Origin of the sequence: Synechococcus sp. A15-44, from assembly GCF_014280115.1 — a bacterium.
GTDB lineage: Bacteria > Cyanobacteriota > Cyanobacteriia > PCC-6307 > Cyanobiaceae > Parasynechococcus.
In genome coordinates this window covers 1,848,856-1,864,232 of the sequence record NZ_CP047938.1, presented here as the reverse complement: position 1 = coordinate 1,864,232, position 15,377 = coordinate 1,848,856, and the positions used below count along the sequence as shown (strand labels likewise).

Sequence of the window (15,377 nt, the reverse complement as noted above, 5' to 3'; positions counted from 1 at the left end):
CTTTGATTTCCTGGTGGTATGGTCAGCGAATTGGGCCCCTCTACGTCTGGTGTTGTGGTGAGTGCGACTGCTTCAGCCAGGCCGGTGTTGACCTTCCGGAACTTCTCTCTTCGTTGCGACCCGTCAGACTCTTCAATTGGTTTTAAAAATGTTTGGAACTGGAGTTTTTTGGAGGGAAAGAAGACTGCTGTTATTTCAAATAATTTATTCTTAAAGTACCAGCTAGTTGGGGCATTAGCTGGACATGTTGCGCCAATTTCAGGTCAAATCTTATTTGATGGTGTGATTGGTTGGCCTGTTGGTGGAGAAGGAGGATTAGACAGTAAGTTGCGGATTTCCCATGCCCTAGATTTTCTTATTGCAGTCTATGGAGATTGCCTTGAAAAGTCTTTCGTGAGCATGGATCTTTTCTGGGATCTGCTGTCGCGAATGGAAATACATTCCGGATTGATTATCAGAGATCTTTCTCTTTTGCAAAAAGATTACTTCTTTTTAGCGTTATCAGTCCTCTTTTCGTTTGACTTGTATTTGATTCCTAGGACGAAATTTTTAATGTCTAAGTCTGCCAAGCCTCTGCGGCCATTTTTGCTAAATCAGTTAGAGGCTAAGACTCTTGTGTCTACCTCAGTCAATAAATCCTTTCAGCGTGAATTTTGCACAGATGGTCTTGTCTTGGGGGCGTTTGGAGAGATTCTCTTTTCTGGCGGTCTTGATGAGGCTATTCGATGGGCTGATCATAACCTTGAAGCATCTAATTCTGCGGACTCAGACGATGAGCGATTCGGGACTGGCTTAAATCTACTCAATTCGGATTCTTCGGATGATGGAACGGATGACTTTATTTAGTGGGTATTAGTATTATGAATTTTATTGGCAGGTTGTTTTTAGGAATACGACGTCAGATCGCGATCGTTTTCGCAATTTCTTCCTATGATATCGATAGGAGGTTAACAGGATCTTCCATTGGAGCATGGGAAAGTATTGTTAATCCATTGCAAATCATGCTGTTCTTCATCGGCATGCGAGTTGGATTCAGTCTTTTAAGGGGCTCAAGTAGGTACGCAGCTGGTGGATCGACGGATATGTATTTCAATATTGTTGTGTTTATTGCATCTGGATTTTGTATTGCCTTCCTCTTCCGAATGGTCGCGATTAAGGCTCTTAGCGGATTGAAGTTAAGGGCGCCTCTGTATTACCCAAGGATTAAGCCTTTGGATATTCTTTTGGCCATGGCCCTCAACGACTTCAGGGCTTTAGCTACGATTTCTCTTGGGATTCTAGGACTGGTTTGGTATTTCACTTGGAGCTTCCAGCTTGATAGTCCAGGGTTGGCGATTAGTGTTTATTTGTTAACTGTCTTGATGGCGTTGGGTTTTGGGATTTGCCTTGTATTTCTGGGCAGGCTCAGCAAATGGATTACCAGGATTGTCAAGCGTGTTTTGAATCGATTGATAATCTTTACCTCTGGAATATTTTTTGCGACTTTTGAGCTTCCCGAGTATGTGAGGCCTTTGGTTACTTGGAATCCAGTACTTCATGCTGTTGAACTATTTAGATATTCTTTAAATAATCAATATCCAATACCCGATATTTCTCTTGCGTATCTGATCTGGTGTTCTTTGGTTCTTCTTGGTTTCTCGCTTATTCTTTACCGAACAAATGAGTCGTTGTTGCTTGAGGCTAATAGTGAATGATTCTTGATTCTTGTCTTTTGCTTTACTTGATTTAACTTTTGGTTATGCCTGAATTCATTCCGACTTCCAGTTCTTCAACCTCTCAGCAAAACGAGTTGATATCACCCAATCGGATCACTAGTTCACTGGGTTCCCCCCAGCTGGCTCCGGTCTGGCGTGAGCGGCTTGAGAGGTTTACTAAGCCAAGGTTTCTGATTTCAGCTTTTCTGGCTACTTCAGCGTTGTACTGTTTTGTTATTGGTAGGGATCGTTATACAGCTGTTTCTGAATTTGTCATCCAGCAGGCGATGCCCCTGCAGGGATCATCGGCTTCAGTTTTGGCTGGAGCAGCTGCGGCTCCTCAGGTACTGACATCCCTCGTGGATGGTCAGTACCTCCAAGTCTATCTTGAATCTTCTGATGTTAAGGCTCGTTTGTTTCCTGATGGGAAACAGTTTGAGCAGGTCTATCGCATCAAGTTCCCGGATTTATGGACTGGTTTGCGTGCCAACACTTCTGCACCCAAGCAGCTTGATTTTTATCGCAGACAACTGTCTGCTGCGCCTCAGCCCTTGAGCGGTTCAGTTATTTTGACCACGTCAGGATTTACGCCAGAGCAAGCTTTCAATCTAAACAATGCCTTGCTCAAGCAGTCTCGGCGTTTTGTGAATGAGGTCAACCAATCCATCAATGCTGATCAAAATCTATTTGCCAAGAAAGAGGTTCAGCTCGCTGAAATTAACCTTAAAGCAGCAACTAGCAAGCTTGAGCTTTTCAGGGAAAAGCATGGGAATCTGAGTGTTGAGACTGAACAAGCCACGACAAGTTCATTCATTTCTGGTCTTGAATCTCAACTGGTTGAATTGAAAGTTGAAGAAGCGGCATTGCGTCGTCAATACCGGGATCCCAACGCCCCTGAGGTGGCCTTTGTTGCAGACCAGGTGAAGGAGCTTGAGCTTCAGATTCGTCAGGAGAGAGACCGTGCTCTCAGCAAAGATGGTCGAGATTTGAACGCCCTTGTGCTTGAAGAAGCCGAGTTGATCTCGGATATTGAGTATGCGACCACAAATCTACAATCTGCTCGTCTGGCGGCAGATAATAGTCGTCGCGAGAGCCAGCGCCAGCTCAAATTTGTGGTTGTACTAAGTCAGTCACAGCTGCCTGTTGCGCCTGATCACAACTGGCGTTGGCAAGCTTTCCTCGCGTCTATTGGAATTGTTGTTGTGGCTTGGGGTGTGGGCGGCTTCCTGCTTAACGCAATGCGTAAAAGCTAAATTGGTTTTAATTTTTCGATCTACTATTAAGGGCGCATCTCACCACGCCCTCTGCCGGCCAGGTAGTAGCCACAGGCTCGTGCGAAATGAAGCCTCCGGCGCTTCATGAGATCGTCATCGCTGATGTCTGGATACGATTTTTGTGCTTGAAGATCACTTGCACAAGAACGTTCAACCATTTGCAGAACCTGCTGTTTTGTTGTAGGCAGTTTTTCGCCAAGCATTTGGTTGTAAAAGTGCCACTCTGTGTTGGCGCGAACGACTGTTTCGCGAAAACCATATTCATGGGAATGGCGTACAACAGCTGTCGATGCATAGGCTTTTTTGTAGCCCTTTCTGAGGATTTCCTGCGCCCATAACTGATCTTCGCCGTAGACCACATCGGGCAGGGGCAGAGTCTTCCAGATGGACTTTCTCAGGCAGGAATTGTTGTCGGAGTAGAAGCGTTCATGGGTTGAGACAACGCCGTTGGCCTTCTGTCGCTCAGTATCCAGTTCAATCGGTTGTCGATGGCTCCTGAAAATCCAACGGTTGAAATGCTGATCAAGGTCAAGGGCAGTGAGTTGTCCATGATCGGTGTGGGCAATGTGGCAGCCGAATACACCAGCCACATGTGGATCCTTCTGCAATGGGGCGATCAGATTCATCAGCCACATGCGATTTGCGGGGATCGCGTCCTGGGTGATGAAAGCGACGTATTCCCCTCGGGCCAGCTCCACGCCCAAATTGCGAGTACGCCCATGGCCGAAATCCTCTTTGCGAATTCTGTGGATCCGCAGTCGCTCATCTTGAGGTAATGATTCCAAGCATCCGTCGATGGAGGCACTGTCGATCAACAACACCTCAAACGGTTGATCGAGATCCTGTGAAAGACATGATTCAACGATGGTTTTGAGCATCGCCCCGCCGTTGTAGACGGGAATGACGATCGTTACCAAGGGGGTTGATGGCTCAACAAGCTGACACGGTATTGACCTCGCTGGCAGTGACTCCTGAATGAAACCTTCAATCAATTTGTTGGAGCTATCCCAGTTGAGGTGTGCTGTAGCGGCGAGTCCGGCTCTGGCACATTTTTGCCGAAACGACACATTATTCAACAGGCGACTTAATCCTGAGGCCAGGCCTGCTGGTGTCGCTTCGGCCAAGACAGCTGTGTCGGGTTGATAGGACACCCGCGTGTGTTCAGCATCAATGTCAACAACCGGCAGCCCGCAGGCCATCATTTCGTTGGGAACCAAAGAGTAATTGGTCCCTGAAAGGACCAATCCAACAGTGCATTGGCGATATAGGTGCGCCAAATCGTTAGCATCAAGAATACCTGCATGTCGCACTTTCACAGGAATTCCCAGATCGGGTAAATCTTTTTCGCCGAAGGTGATGATTTCAAAGTGGTCGCCCAGATCAAACAACTCCCTTAAAGCAAGCAGCCCTAGTTCATAGAGTCTTCTTGGAGTGCTGCGTCTCACGTAGAAAGCAATCGCATGATTGCTGCGCTGCTGGTTATTTTTTGGGTGGTAGACGCTGTGGTCAACAGCTAGGGGAAACGAGACGGCTGAGTTGCCAAAGCTTTCCATTTTTTGCTTTAACCAAGGGCTGGCACAGATACAAGCAAAGTTGTTTTTGGATGCATATGATTGTTCAGTGAGAATGCTCGAGGTCCCTTGTGCAAAAAAGAAAGGCTCATAATCCTGAACAAAATAAAATCTTTTTTGAAACTTCCTCATTCCAAGCACCGGGTAGGTGCTCATCCGGTCTGTTGCGATGACGATATCGCCGCTAATGCGATCAAGATCTTCCTGGCTGTTCCCAAGCATGTAGACCTGATCGGTTTGTAGTGAGATGAAATGTTGATCGATAACACGTTTGTGCAGCGAGCTCAGTCGACTCGGCTTGTCGTCACCCTTAAGCTCAGAATGAACCCAGATTGTGCATTTGTGCCCACAACGTTCCAGAAAGTCAATCGTTCTGAAAATGGTCATGTGGCCACCTAGGCCAGGTGTGAAGTTGGGAATAACCCAATGGATATGGAGAGATTTGGCGTCGGTATTATTTTGCAACGACCAGCTTGGCTCAAGGTTCTGGGGTTTGAATTGGATAACTTTTTCAAATCCCTGGATATTTATTTTGTTCCTGCCTTCGATGATTGCTTTGTCAGTGAGATGTTGCTTGGAAAGGGAGTAGCCGCAGTAAGTTGTTTTTAGGTTTTGGTGGAATATTTCTGTTGTTGACAGGCCAATCAGTCGTTCAATGCTGTGGGCAACAGTCCCATCAATCTGTCCTCCTTCTTCGTCGAAATCCTCCCAGCTTAGGTTCCAGTCAAGAAGTGGTTTTAAAAGCTCTGACTTGCACCAGAACATCGTTCCAGTTGGGAATCGAAATTGGCTCTCCCTTGTGATGTGGCCGAGATTAAAGCGTGTCAGGAAGGGATTGGCTTTTATGTAGTTGCCATCTTCATGCCCCCAGCAAGAATCGTGTTTGATCCCAAGGCTAAGGGCATAGTTCTCAATTGGATAGATAATGCCGGTCTGTGGATTTTGAAGAGCCTTGAGATTGGTTGCCGTAATGGACTCGCTACCAATCAGGTTGTCCAGGCAGTGAAGAAACCATCCACTGAGTGCATTGCTGTGTGGGCTCTTTTTTGAATGAAGCTTGAGAATAACGTCGTAATCAAGGATTTGATCTCTGAATCCAACGATGAAAGGAGCGACATCGCGTCCGATATTGCTGAAATGCCTGACTTCTACTTTTTGTGCATTATTCACTCGCAAGAATACACTTTCTAGGTTCTTGGTTGCTTCTTTTTTTGTGGAGATAAAGATATCAATGTTGCAGGGTATGTTTTTTAGGTACGTGGCTATTGTTTCGCCAAGCTCGGGGTAGAAAATGTGCAGGAAGACGCCAACTTTTTTTGTCCTCAGGTCTTCTTTGATTGTGTTGATTGCATTTGTTTCTGGCTTTTTGATGTCTGCCATCTTTCGCATGAAATGGATGTTATCCATCGAATAGCGGTTTTCATTCATGCCGAACTTGAAGCAGTGGACCATCGGGTTGAGCCCACTTTCTTTAACGTCGGGATATTTGCTCAGATAGTTTTCTGTGTCGAATAGGTCGCTCGGGTCGATGCCCTCCTGATGGCCCGATCGGCAGTAATGGAAGATTGCATCCCCGATGCTTGTGATTTTCCCGGCTTCTTCGGGTTCGAGTTGAACTTTGTAGTGCTCAATATCGAACACGTAAGCGTAATGAGCTAATTCACGGAAGTCGCGAATTATCCTTTTGCTTGTCTCTCTATTTTGTAGCTCTTTGAGGTAATCCTGAAGTTCAGGCGTTATCTTTTTGCGCCTGTTGTTGGGAGGGCTTGGGCGTCTGGTTTGGCCTAGTCGGTTGAGCTGCCTTCTTAGTGCTTTGGGCAGGATCTTCTGCTTCCCCATTGCAGAAGCAGAGCGTTTCAGGGCCTGCCTCGTCGTATTGGAGAGAGTGGAGAGCGGATGACGTCGCTTAGGCATGCCGCTCAACAAGCAGGTCTTTGAAAAGTGGGTCGAAACCTATCACTCGTTGGCGTCGTTTCTCGTTGTTTTTATGCCCAATCTGCTGCCGTCATATCCCGCCCGCTCGCGTACTTTGCTGCACCACTCCTGATGGGATAGGTACCAGTTCACAGTCTCCGCCAAGCCCTGCTCCACATTGTGGCGAGGGCGCCAGCCCAGCTCGGAACTAATGCGGCCCGGGTCAATCGCGTAGCGGCGGTCGTGGCCAGGCCGGTCGGTCACAGGTGTGATCAAGTTGGCGTGGGGAGCTGATCCAGGGCGGCTCTGGTCCAACTGCTCGCAAATGGCGTGAACAACCTCTTTGTTGGCGCGCTCACCGTGGCCACCAACGCAGTAGCTGCGGCCGGATTCACCCTTGCAGGCGGCCAGAAGCAGGGCATCGACGTGGTCCTCCACGTACAACCAATCCCGCACATTCAGCCCGTCGCCGTAGAGAGGAATCGACTCACCTCCAGCGGCCTTCAGGGTGACCACGGGGATGAGTTTTTCAGGGAACTGCCATGGGCCGTAGTTGTTGGAGCAGTTGGTGAGCACCACAGGTAGCCCAAAGGTGTGGTGCCAGGCTTGAACCAGGTGATCGCTCGCTGCCTTGCTGGCGGAGTAGGGGCTGCGGGGGTCGTAGGGCGTCGTTTCTGAGAAGCGCCCCTCGGTGCCCAGGGAGCCGAAGACTTCGTCGGTGCTGATGTGGTGCATCCGGAAGGCCTCTCGGCGTTCACCACTCAAGCCTTCGTAGTGGCCCCGCACCGCCTGAAGCAAGTTGTAAGTGCCGTTGACGTTGCTCTCGATGAACACGCCAGGGCCGGAGATGGATCGATCCACGTGGCTCTCTGCCGCGAGGTGCATCACCAGATCGGGGTCGGCCTCCTGCACGGCCGCCTCAACGGCAGCGGCATCGGCCAGATCCACCTGCTGAAGCTTGTGCCGATCGCCTGCGGTGCCCCCGAGCTCGCTCAGCACCTCCTCAATCGAGGAGAGGTCGCTGGCATAGCCCATTTTGTCGAGATTGAACACGGTGACCGTGCTCTCCCGCAGCAGTCTGCGCACCACGGCCCCGCCAATGAAGCCGGCACCTCCGGTCACCAGAACTCTGCGGCGATCTCTCAGCAGGTCGGAGGCGAAGGGCATGGACGAAACCATTGGTTTGAGCGTGGGGTGGGGCGTTGTTGGGGTTGGCGTGTTGAACTCAGTGGTTCTTCATGGCGTTTTGGCTTGCTTCAACACAGCTTTGAGGGCTTGCTGCCAGTGCTCGCCATTGAGGTCCAAGGCTGCTCGGGTGGCGGTGCAGTCCAGGAGTGAATAGGCCGGCCGTTCAGCAGGGGTCGGGTGGTCCGCTGTGGTAATCGCTTGAACGGCTGCGGGCGTGTTGATGAGCCCCAAGTCAGCACCGATCTGGCCCACGGCCACCGCCACGTCGTACCAGCTGGCGGCGCCGGCATCACTCCAGTGCATGACCGCTGGCAAGTCGCGGTCACCAGCGATCTGAAGGGTTTTCCAGCAGGCTTGGGCAAGGTTCAGGGTGCTGGTGGGACAGCCCACCTGATCGGCCACAACACCCAGTTGATCCCGGTCGCGGTGGAAGCGGAGCATGGTGAGGGCGAAGTTCTTGCCCACCGGCCCGATCACCCAGCTGGTGCGCAGGATCAGGCCTCGTCCTCCCGTACCAAAAATTGCTTGGACCGCCGCCTCTCCAGCAGCTTTGCTGGCGCCGTAAACACCGAGAGGGTCGCGGGTCTGATCAGGTTGATAGGGCGTGCCCTGGGTTCCGTTGAAGACGAAGTCGGTGCTGATCTGGAGCAGGCGTCCCCCTTGTTGCTCAAGAGCGCGGGCGAAGGCCTCCGGTGCCCCGGCATTCACGGCATGCGCGAGCTCTGGCTCCGACTCGGCCTTGTCCACCGCTGTGTAAGCACCGGCGTTGAGCACCCAGTTGGGTTGGTGCTGTTCCACGGCGCCGCGGCAGGCTTCAGGGTCAGCCAGGTCAAGCTCCTGACGGCTAGTCGCCACCAACTCGAGCCCCTCAGGGGCGGAAGCGATCAGGGCCTGACCCAGCTGGCCCCCAGCACCAGTGAGCAGAACCTTCATGGGAAAACGTCTCCGGCGGTTTCAGCAGCCTTGAACCCCGGCGCTTCGGCATCCTTGCCCGAGAGGCTCACTTCGGCACCCTCCAGCTGAGCGATCGGCCAGTCAATGGCCAGATCCGGGTCATTCCAGACGATGGCCCGTTCGCAGGATTTGTTCCAGAAGCCCCTCGCCTTGTATTGCACCTCCGCAACACTGCTGAGGGTGAGAAAGCCGTGGGCGAAGCCCTCGGGGATCCACAGCTGGGATTTGTTCTCCGCACTCAGTTCAGCGCCGACCCAGGCTCCATAAGTGCGGGATCCGTGCCGGATGTCGACGGCGACGTCGTAGATCGCTCCAACTGTGGCACGCACCAGCTTGGCCTGGGGTTCCGGTGCGAGCTGGTAGTGCAGTCCCCGCAGCACGCCTTGGACCGAGCGCGAGTGGTTGTCTTGCGAGAACAGCACTGATTCTCCGACGCCGTCATCGAACTTGCGCTGGTTCCAGCTTTCGTAGAACCAGCCACGGTCATCGCCGAAGGCTTGGGGCGTGATCAGCAGGGGGCCCTGCATCACTGCGCCCGACGGTGTTTTGAGTTGTTCAAGCTGCATGGCTCACCTCCAGGCTGGATTGCAGAGCCGCGTGATCGCTCACGCTCTCTTCGAGCATTTGCAGGAGATAAGAGCCGTAGCCACTTTTCTTTAAAGGTTGCGCCAGTTGGTCGAGTTGTTCGGCCGTGATCCAGCCCTGGCGCCAGGCCACCTCCTCCGGACAGCCCACCTTTAGTCCCTGACGATGTTCCAGCGTGCGGATGTAGCTGCCAGCATCGTTGAGGGAATCGCAGGTGCCGGTGTCGAGCCAGGCCATGCCACGACCCATCAATTCCACCCGCAGCAAGCCTTCATTCAGATACATCTGATTGAGATCGGTGATCTCCAGCTCGCCACGTGCTGAAGGCTTCACCTGGCGGGCCCGTTCCACGACGCTGTCGTCGTAGAAATACAACCCAGTGACGGCATAGCGGCTCTTGGGCTTCTGAGGTTTTTCCTCCAGGCTCAGCACGCGGCCATCGGCATCGAATTCGGCCACGCCATAACGCTCGGGATCACTGACGGGGTAGGCAAACACCGTCGCCCCTTGGGCTTGAGCGTTGCTGTTCACCAGCTGGGGCACCAGATCGTGCCCGTGGAAGAGGTTGTCTCCCAGCACCAGGGCGGCGGGGTGGCCTGCCAGGAAGTCGGCACCAATCAGAAACGCCTGGGCCAAACCGTCCGGGCTCGGTTGCACGGCGTACTCGATCGTCATGCCCCAACGGCGGCCGTCGCCGAGCAAGCGCTGAAAGGCTTCCCTGTCGTGGGGGGTGGTGATGATCAGCACCTCGCGGATCCCCGCCAGCATCAGCGTGCTGAACGGGTAATAAATCATCGGCTTGTCGTAAACCGGCAGCAGCTGTTTGCTGACGGCTTGGGTGATCGGATGCAGCCGCGTGCCGCTCCCCCCAGCCAGGATGATTCCCCGTCGCTTGGATGCGGTGCTCATCGACTGGGTCACCGACGTGAAGTCGAATGCATTACAGCACGAGATCCCTTGCGATCACTTCCATTCAGTCGACGGCGCAGCCGTTCAAGCAGTCGCTGTAACCCTGGTTTCGGCCGCAGTTGGCGTTCGATGCTGGCCGCCAGCTGAGGGTTGCGTCGGCCGATCACCTCGGGCCAGCTGTCGACGGGTTGCTTGGTGGGGTTGTCGCGCAGCAGGCTCACCTTGAGGAAGGGGAAGCCACGTTGCTCAATCAACTCCTTCCAGTCGTAGTGCAGAACATTGCCGTTGGCGTTGTGGGTGTAGAGGCTCTCGAGCTTCAGTCCCGCTGCTCGTAGCTGCACCGGCAGGCCCACTTCGCATTGTTTGACCAGGTCCCGCTTGCGGGGCCAGACCTGCAGGGACCCCCAGAAGCGATCAAAGCTGGGGCATTGCAATGCCTTGGGTTTGTAAGCCGTGAAGGCGGAGGACAGATGCGGTTCATACATCAGATCGTCCGTCAGCCCAATCACATCTGCTGTGCTGGCGTGCAGGCGTTGGAACAGATCGTCGAGGGGCGTGATCGGTCCCCAGAAGCTGTCGTTTGTGAGCACCACGAACGCCGACTGTTCAATGTCTTGCCGATGCAGCTTCAGGGCTGCTTTCCAGCTGCCGAAGTCGTACCCCTGGTTGCGCCGGATCACGATCGCGGCACAGCGTTGGCGCAGCCGATGCAGGGTTCGTGGATGCCAGCGCAGGCCGCTGGCTGATGACACAACGATCACATCAGCGAAGCGCCGATATTCATCAATCAGGGGGAAGATGTCGTCCCTGAACCGGTTGTCGACTGAAAAATGCGCCAGCACAACGATCGGTCGTTGACGGCTGGGCTGGAAGTTTGGATGTTTCCAGTGCATCAGCACGGCATCGGCTACCGGGCCTTTCGAGCGCGGCGCGGGCTCCCGGGGTTGGTAGCGATTGCTGTGGGGGTGAATGCATGGACTGGTGAGGGGATCACCGGTGGCGAACAGCTCGGCGTGCTTGGCCCGCAGGTGACCCGACTCCCGTTGATGCCGGGCCAGTGCAGCGCCTTCGCGGTCTTTGCCGCGACTGATTGATTCGTGGTGAACAATTTCCACAAAGGGGGTCACCACCACCGAACCACCGCTCTGCCTCAGGCGCAGGCAGAGATCCACGTCGTTGAACACCACGGCGAGATCTTCATCGAAGCCTTGGATGCGATCGAAATCGCTGCTGCGAAGCATCAGGCAGGCTCCGGTTGCTGCGGTGAACTCCTCCTGCACCAGCAGGGGGGTGAGGGTGGCCAGCACGGGGGGGCTGAGCAGGTGTTTGCCCGGCTCCACCACACAGCGGCGCTCTCCCTTCACCAGGGCGACTCCTTGATGCTGGATGCTCCCGTCTGGGTAATGCAGCCGGGCGCCCACGGTGGTGGTGCTGCGGTAGGCGAAGGGGTCCAGAAGTGCCTGAAGCACCTCGCCGGATCGGAATTCGATGTCGTTGTTCAGCAGCAACAAATGGCTGCCATGGGCATGGCGGCGACCGATGTTGTTGAGCCGGGAATAGTTGAACGGTTCGTCCACCCGCACCACGCACACTTCATCGAGCTGGGCCTGTTCCTCCAGCCAGGTCTTGGTGGCGGCCTCCTCACTGCCGTTGTCGATCAGGATCAGTTCGTAGGCCACAGCTCCGGCGCAGCGGCGCAGGGAGGCGACGCAGCTTTGGGTGAGATCCACCCGGTCGCGAAACGGGATCAGAACCGACACCAGAACCCTGGGATCCGCGCGGAGCTTCAGCTGATGGCAGGCGCTCAGCGATTGAGTGGGTGTGAGCTCCCCGCCCGGCTCCAGAAAGCCTGGGCTGTGTCGCTGGCTGATCGCCAGGATCTCAGCGCTGAGCTCAGGGGTCCAACAGTGGCGGTCGGCCGGGGAGGCAACGTCCGGCACGGTCGGGTTCGCCCGGATGGATCGCTGCAGCAACACCTCCGAGCAGTGGGCCACGGTGTCGCCGCGGCGGCAAACCTGCAGCGCCAGATCCAGCAGCAGGGCATGCAACGAACCGGTGGACGCCGGCAGCGTCAGTTGTTGCAGCGTTGACCAGCGGAGGGTCACCAGGCCCCCGATGCATCCACGGCAGAGCAGTCGAAATGGTGAGATGGCTGTTCTGTTCTGGCGGTTCCCCGCAGGAATGCCTGCGCCGTCACTCCAGCGCAGGGTTTCATCGCTGGTGAGTAACACCGCTTCAGGGTGTTGCGCTGCGCAGTGGGCCATGCGCAGGGCTGCCTGGGGATCCAGTTGATCACTGGCATGGCAGAAGCTGACGAGGGTTTCGTCGTCTGTGAATGGAGCTCCGATCCATCCAGAGGGATCCTCGAGGGAGGCATGCCGGATCTGGCCCCACCCTTCTGCTTGTGAGCTGCGCGCCGACTCGACCTCTGCTTCTCTTTGGGTTGGGTGGAGAACCACCAGGATCGAGGCCCCTGAGGGGGTGGGCCCACTTGGTGCTGGGTCCGGTAGGGGGGGCTGGTAGCGGTCGAGATCCATGCCCAGGGGCTGTCCCAGCCGGAAGCGTTGGCGGCCGATGCCGCCCAGGTGCTCCAGGGCGCTGAGGGAGTCGTCACGTGCTGCTGGTCTCAACCCATCCCGGTAGGCCTGGAGGTGCACCGGCGGTAAATCCGTGAACAGGCTGCGCTGTCCCAGGGCGATTTCGCCCAGGCGGCCGCTGCTCAGAAGTTGTTTGGGGTTTGTGAGGTCCCGGTGGCAGGCCAGAAGATCGATGGGATCCAGCCCGCTGTCTTCAGGGGACCACTGGCTTGGGTTGTGCAACAGGGCGATGGGCAGTAACGACGGATCCAGCAGGTCTTGCGGGAGCCAGGGAAGCTGCTGGTGGAGCTGTTGCTGCCAATGCTCGATCTCTTCGGCGCTTGCGAGACCGGCCCTCCAGCGCCGCCAGGCCTGGGCATCAAGCCTGCTGTTGTCTTGGCCGCTTGCAGGCTCCACGCCCAGATCGTCGGGGCGTCCAGTCAAGCTGACGCGGCAAGGGCGTCGATCTGCCGCGTCAGCAGCTCCCTGGCCTGGGCGGGCATGGGGGCTCGCATCAGGTCATGGCGCAGTTGCGAGGCACCGGGGAAGCCCGTGCAGGTCCAGCCCATGTGTTTGCGGGCGATCAGCAGCCCATGGTCGCCGCGATCCTGCACGAGACCGTCCAGTTGATCGCGGGCCAGAGCAAGCCGTGCTGACGGGTTGGGTGTGGCGGGGATCGCACGACCGGCCAGGGCCGCGTCGATCTGTCCCACTAGCCATGGGGCCCCCATCGTGCCTCGGCCCACCATCACTCCCGCTGCGCCGGTTTGATTCAGGCAGCGCAGGGCATCGTCGGGGCTGTTGATGTCACCGTTCGCGATCAGCGGGATCGTGAGGGCTTCACGGACGTTGGTAATCGCGCTCCAGTCCGCAGCGCCCTTGAAGCCCTGTTCGCGGGTGCGTCCATGCAGTGTGAGCAGTTGTGCACCCGCTTGTTCCAGCTGTTGGCACCAGTGCACGGGATCGGCATCACTGCCACACCAACCCAGGCGCGTCTTCACAGTCACGGGCACGGCCACAGCGTCTGCCACCGCTTCCACGATCTTGATGGCCAGCTCGGGATCACGGATCAAGCCGGAACCACCCCCCTTGCGGGCGATCTTGCGCACAGGGCAGCCCATGTTGATGTCGATCAGGAAGGCACCATTGGCTTCAGCCCGTTGTGCCGCATCAGCCATGGCTTGGGGGCGATGGTCGAACAGTTGCACGCCGATGGGGCCGGATTCCTCGTCGAGCGACTCCACCTTGCAGAGCCCATGCCCCATTTCGAGGCTGGTGGCATTCACCATTTCGGTGAACAGCAGGGCATCGGGTGCCCAGCGTCGAACAAGCGATCTGAAGATCCTGTCACTTACACCGGCCAGTGGCGATTGGAGCACTCGCGAATGCAATTGGCGCGACTTCCCATTGCCCTCCAGTGATAAAGGATTCTCAAAAAATGGACTTGCCATGATTCAGTCACTGATGGATTTATGCTCGCTGCGGGATTTGAGTGCGCGAAGATTGTCTCTGTCTCGTCGTGATGAAAAAATGAACCTTATTGGAGTAGAAAGCTTCCACCAGATTGTTCTGGTCAGATTATCGAATTGGTTCATGGCATCTTGGTAGCGCTTTCTCGATGATTGTCGGAGGTGCTTGACTCGTTCGAGCTCGTTTTTGGTGGCCAGTATTTTTTCTTTGTTTTGATCGATCCAAGAATGCAAGGTTTGAATGTCTTGTTTTAGCTTGCGTATTTCATTTTGGTGCTCTTCTGATTTTTTGTAATGAATGGCGAAAAGGTTTTTGAATTTATATGCAGTGCTTTTGTCTGATAAGTCTTGATTGGCTTCGATTAAGGATCGGCGGGCAATCGCTACTGCGCTTTTGAGGTCAATTTCGTGGATGAAGGTATTTTGGTTAAAACTTTTCAGCAACATATTGACTTTTCGGCTGACGGTCTCAATTGGGCTTGGTTCTGGGGGCGATTGTTGGTAGTGGCGTAAGTTTTTATCAAGAAAATGTTCAGAATAGGTCTTGAATTTGTCTTCGTTGATCTGTCTATTTAGGAAAGCGGAGAGTATTTTAATTTCGTTGTGTGTGTTGTTGATTAGGTTGTCGTAGTTAATTATTAATAGTTCGCTAGGGATCAGATTGTCGAGTAGGTTAATATAGTAAGTGCACCATATGGAAAGCGCTTTTTCGGTGCTAATCGAGTCGCGATTGTGTATTGAGTAGGCTGTTGGTAATGGGTCTCGATGTGAGGCAATAAAATAGCATTTTATTCCGTTGTCTTTGCAAATTTTTTGCCAGAAAGGTATGAGATTGCATAGCCTTGGGTCCTTGAGGCAGATCATTTCTTTATTTTTGGCTTTGCTTTTTAAAAATGAACATGCCCTGGCCTCTTGATTCTCTGCTAAAATTATTAATTCTTCGGGATTTGTAAGCTTTGGTTCCTCCCAAAGTTGTCCTGTCTGCCTTAAGAGGTCGTCGTTAAAAGAGACAAAATCCTCATCTTCCCAATAGCCCTTTACGTTGTCTTCGCTCGCTCTCATTAAATTGTCGCTGTGATGAATACCAAGGGTTGTCATTGCTCGAGACAGCGCGCTCGATCCGCTTCTGTGCATCCCTGTGATGAATACAATTTGAAAAGAAGTTTTTTGATCAATCTCTAGAGCATTTTGTTCTCTTTTGAGGTTCATAGTGTCGATGGATTTGTTCTGTTTTTGTTATCAC

Annotated in this window: 11 protein-coding genes; 3 read left to right on the top strand and 8 right to left on the bottom strand. The window is 54.2% G+C overall.

Translation table 11 applies throughout. The features are described from left to right. Nucleotides 1–18 precede the first annotated feature (18 nt). Genes SynA1544_RS10485 through SynA1544_RS10475 form a run of 3 tightly spaced genes read left to right on the top strand, consistent with a single transcriptional unit; the run spans nt 19 to nt 2,947 of the window. Nucleotides 19–846, top strand: a complete 828-nt coding sequence (locus tag SynA1544_RS10485) for a hypothetical protein (RefSeq protein ID WP_186513489.1) — start codon at nt 19–21, stop codon at nt 844–846. Continuing rightward, nucleotides 846–1,694 (top strand): ABC transporter permease, encoded by an 849-nt coding sequence (locus SynA1544_RS10480; protein WP_255477586.1) that lies wholly within the window; start codon nt 846–848, stop codon nt 1,692–1,694. Before SynA1544_RS10485 ends, SynA1544_RS10480 begins: the two co-directional genes overlap by 1 nt. A 44-nt stretch (nt 1,695–1,738) precedes the next feature. Then, entirely contained in the window at nt 1,739–2,947 is a 1,209-nt protein-coding gene (locus SynA1544_RS10475) for a sugar ABC transporter (RefSeq protein ID WP_186513487.1), read from the top strand. A gap of 26 nt (nt 2,948–2,973) precedes the next feature. Here SynA1544_RS10475 and SynA1544_RS10470 read toward each other — a convergent pair whose 3' ends face one another. From SynA1544_RS10470 to SynA1544_RS10435, 8 genes are read right to left on the bottom strand one after another with little or no spacing between them, the layout of a single operon-like run. Next, entirely contained in the window at nt 2,974–6,453 is a 3,480-nt protein-coding gene (locus SynA1544_RS10470; protein WP_255477793.1) for a rhamnan synthesis F family protein, read from the bottom strand. A 42-nt stretch (nt 6,454–6,495) separates the two neighbouring features. Then, nucleotides 6,496–7,632, bottom strand: coding sequence for a dTDP-glucose 4,6-dehydratase (gene rfbB, locus SynA1544_RS10465; protein WP_186513483.1), 1,137 nt, complete (start codon nt 7,630–7,632; stop codon nt 6,496–6,498). A gap of 57 nt (nt 7,633–7,689) precedes the next feature. Then, nucleotides 7,690–8,574 (bottom strand): dTDP-4-dehydrorhamnose reductase, encoded by an 885-nt coding sequence (gene rfbD, locus SynA1544_RS10460; RefSeq protein WP_186513482.1) that lies wholly within the window; start codon nt 8,572–8,574, stop codon nt 7,690–7,692. Further along, a complete protein-coding gene (rfbC, locus tag SynA1544_RS10455; RefSeq protein ID WP_186513481.1) occupies nt 8,571–9,161 on the bottom strand; it encodes a dTDP-4-dehydrorhamnose 3,5-epimerase in 591 nt (196 codons plus the stop codon). Before rfbC ends, rfbD begins: the two co-directional genes overlap by 4 nt. Next, complete coding sequence (gene rfbA, locus SynA1544_RS10450) at nt 9,151–10,089, bottom strand: glucose-1-phosphate thymidylyltransferase RfbA (RefSeq protein ID WP_186513480.1); 939 nt, start codon at nt 10,087–10,089, stop codon at nt 9,151–9,153. Before rfbA ends, rfbC begins: the two co-directional genes overlap by 11 nt. Nucleotides 10,090–10,097: 8 nt before the next feature. Next, entirely contained in the window at nt 10,098–13,109 is a 3,012-nt protein-coding gene (locus SynA1544_RS10445; protein WP_186513479.1) for a rhamnan synthesis F family protein, read from the bottom strand. After that, nucleotides 13,106–14,116, bottom strand: a complete 1,011-nt coding sequence (gene dusB, locus SynA1544_RS10440; RefSeq protein ID WP_186513478.1) for a tRNA dihydrouridine synthase DusB — start codon at nt 14,114–14,116, stop codon at nt 13,106–13,108. The genes SynA1544_RS10445 and dusB overlap by 4 nt, the downstream gene beginning before the upstream one ends. Before the next feature lie 3 nt (nt 14,117–14,119). After that, nucleotides 14,120–15,343 (bottom strand): sulfotransferase family protein, encoded by a 1,224-nt coding sequence (locus tag SynA1544_RS10435; RefSeq protein ID WP_186513477.1) that lies wholly within the window; start codon nt 15,341–15,343, stop codon nt 14,120–14,122. Nucleotides 15,344–15,377 lie beyond the last annotated feature (34 nt).

Excerpts from the sequence above, each read along its gene's own strand:
- rfbB (WP_186513483.1), bottom strand. The coding sequence starts at position 7,632 with ATGGTTTCGTCCATGCCCTTCGCCTCCGACCTGCTGAGAGATCGCCGC.
- rfbD (WP_186513482.1), bottom strand. The coding sequence starts at position 8,574 with ATGAAGGTTCTGCTCACTGGTGCTGGGGGCCAGCTGGGTCAGGCCCTG.
- SynA1544_RS10475 (WP_186513487.1), top strand. The coding sequence starts at position 1,739 with ATGCCTGAATTCATTCCGACTTCCAGTTCTTCAACCTCTCAGCAAAAC.
- SynA1544_RS10470 (WP_255477793.1), bottom strand. The coding sequence starts at position 6,453 with ATGCCTAAGCGACGTCATCCGCTCTCCACTCTCTCCAATACGACGAGG.
- rfbA (WP_186513480.1), bottom strand. The coding sequence starts at position 10,089 with ATGAGCACCGCATCCAAGCGACGGGGAATCATCCTGGCTGGGGGGAGC.
- dusB (WP_186513478.1), bottom strand. The coding sequence starts at position 14,116 with ATGGCAAGTCCATTTTTTGAGAATCCTTTATCACTGGAGGGCAATGGG.
- SynA1544_RS10485 (WP_186513489.1), top strand. The coding sequence starts at position 19 with ATGGTCAGCGAATTGGGCCCCTCTACGTCTGGTGTTGTGGTGAGTGCG.
- rfbC (WP_186513481.1), bottom strand. The coding sequence starts at position 9,161 with ATGCAGCTTGAACAACTCAAAACACCGTCGGGCGCAGTGATGCAGGGC.
- SynA1544_RS10435 (WP_186513477.1), bottom strand. The coding sequence starts at position 15,343 with ATGAACCTCAAAAGAGAACAAAATGCTCTAGAGATTGATCAAAAAACT.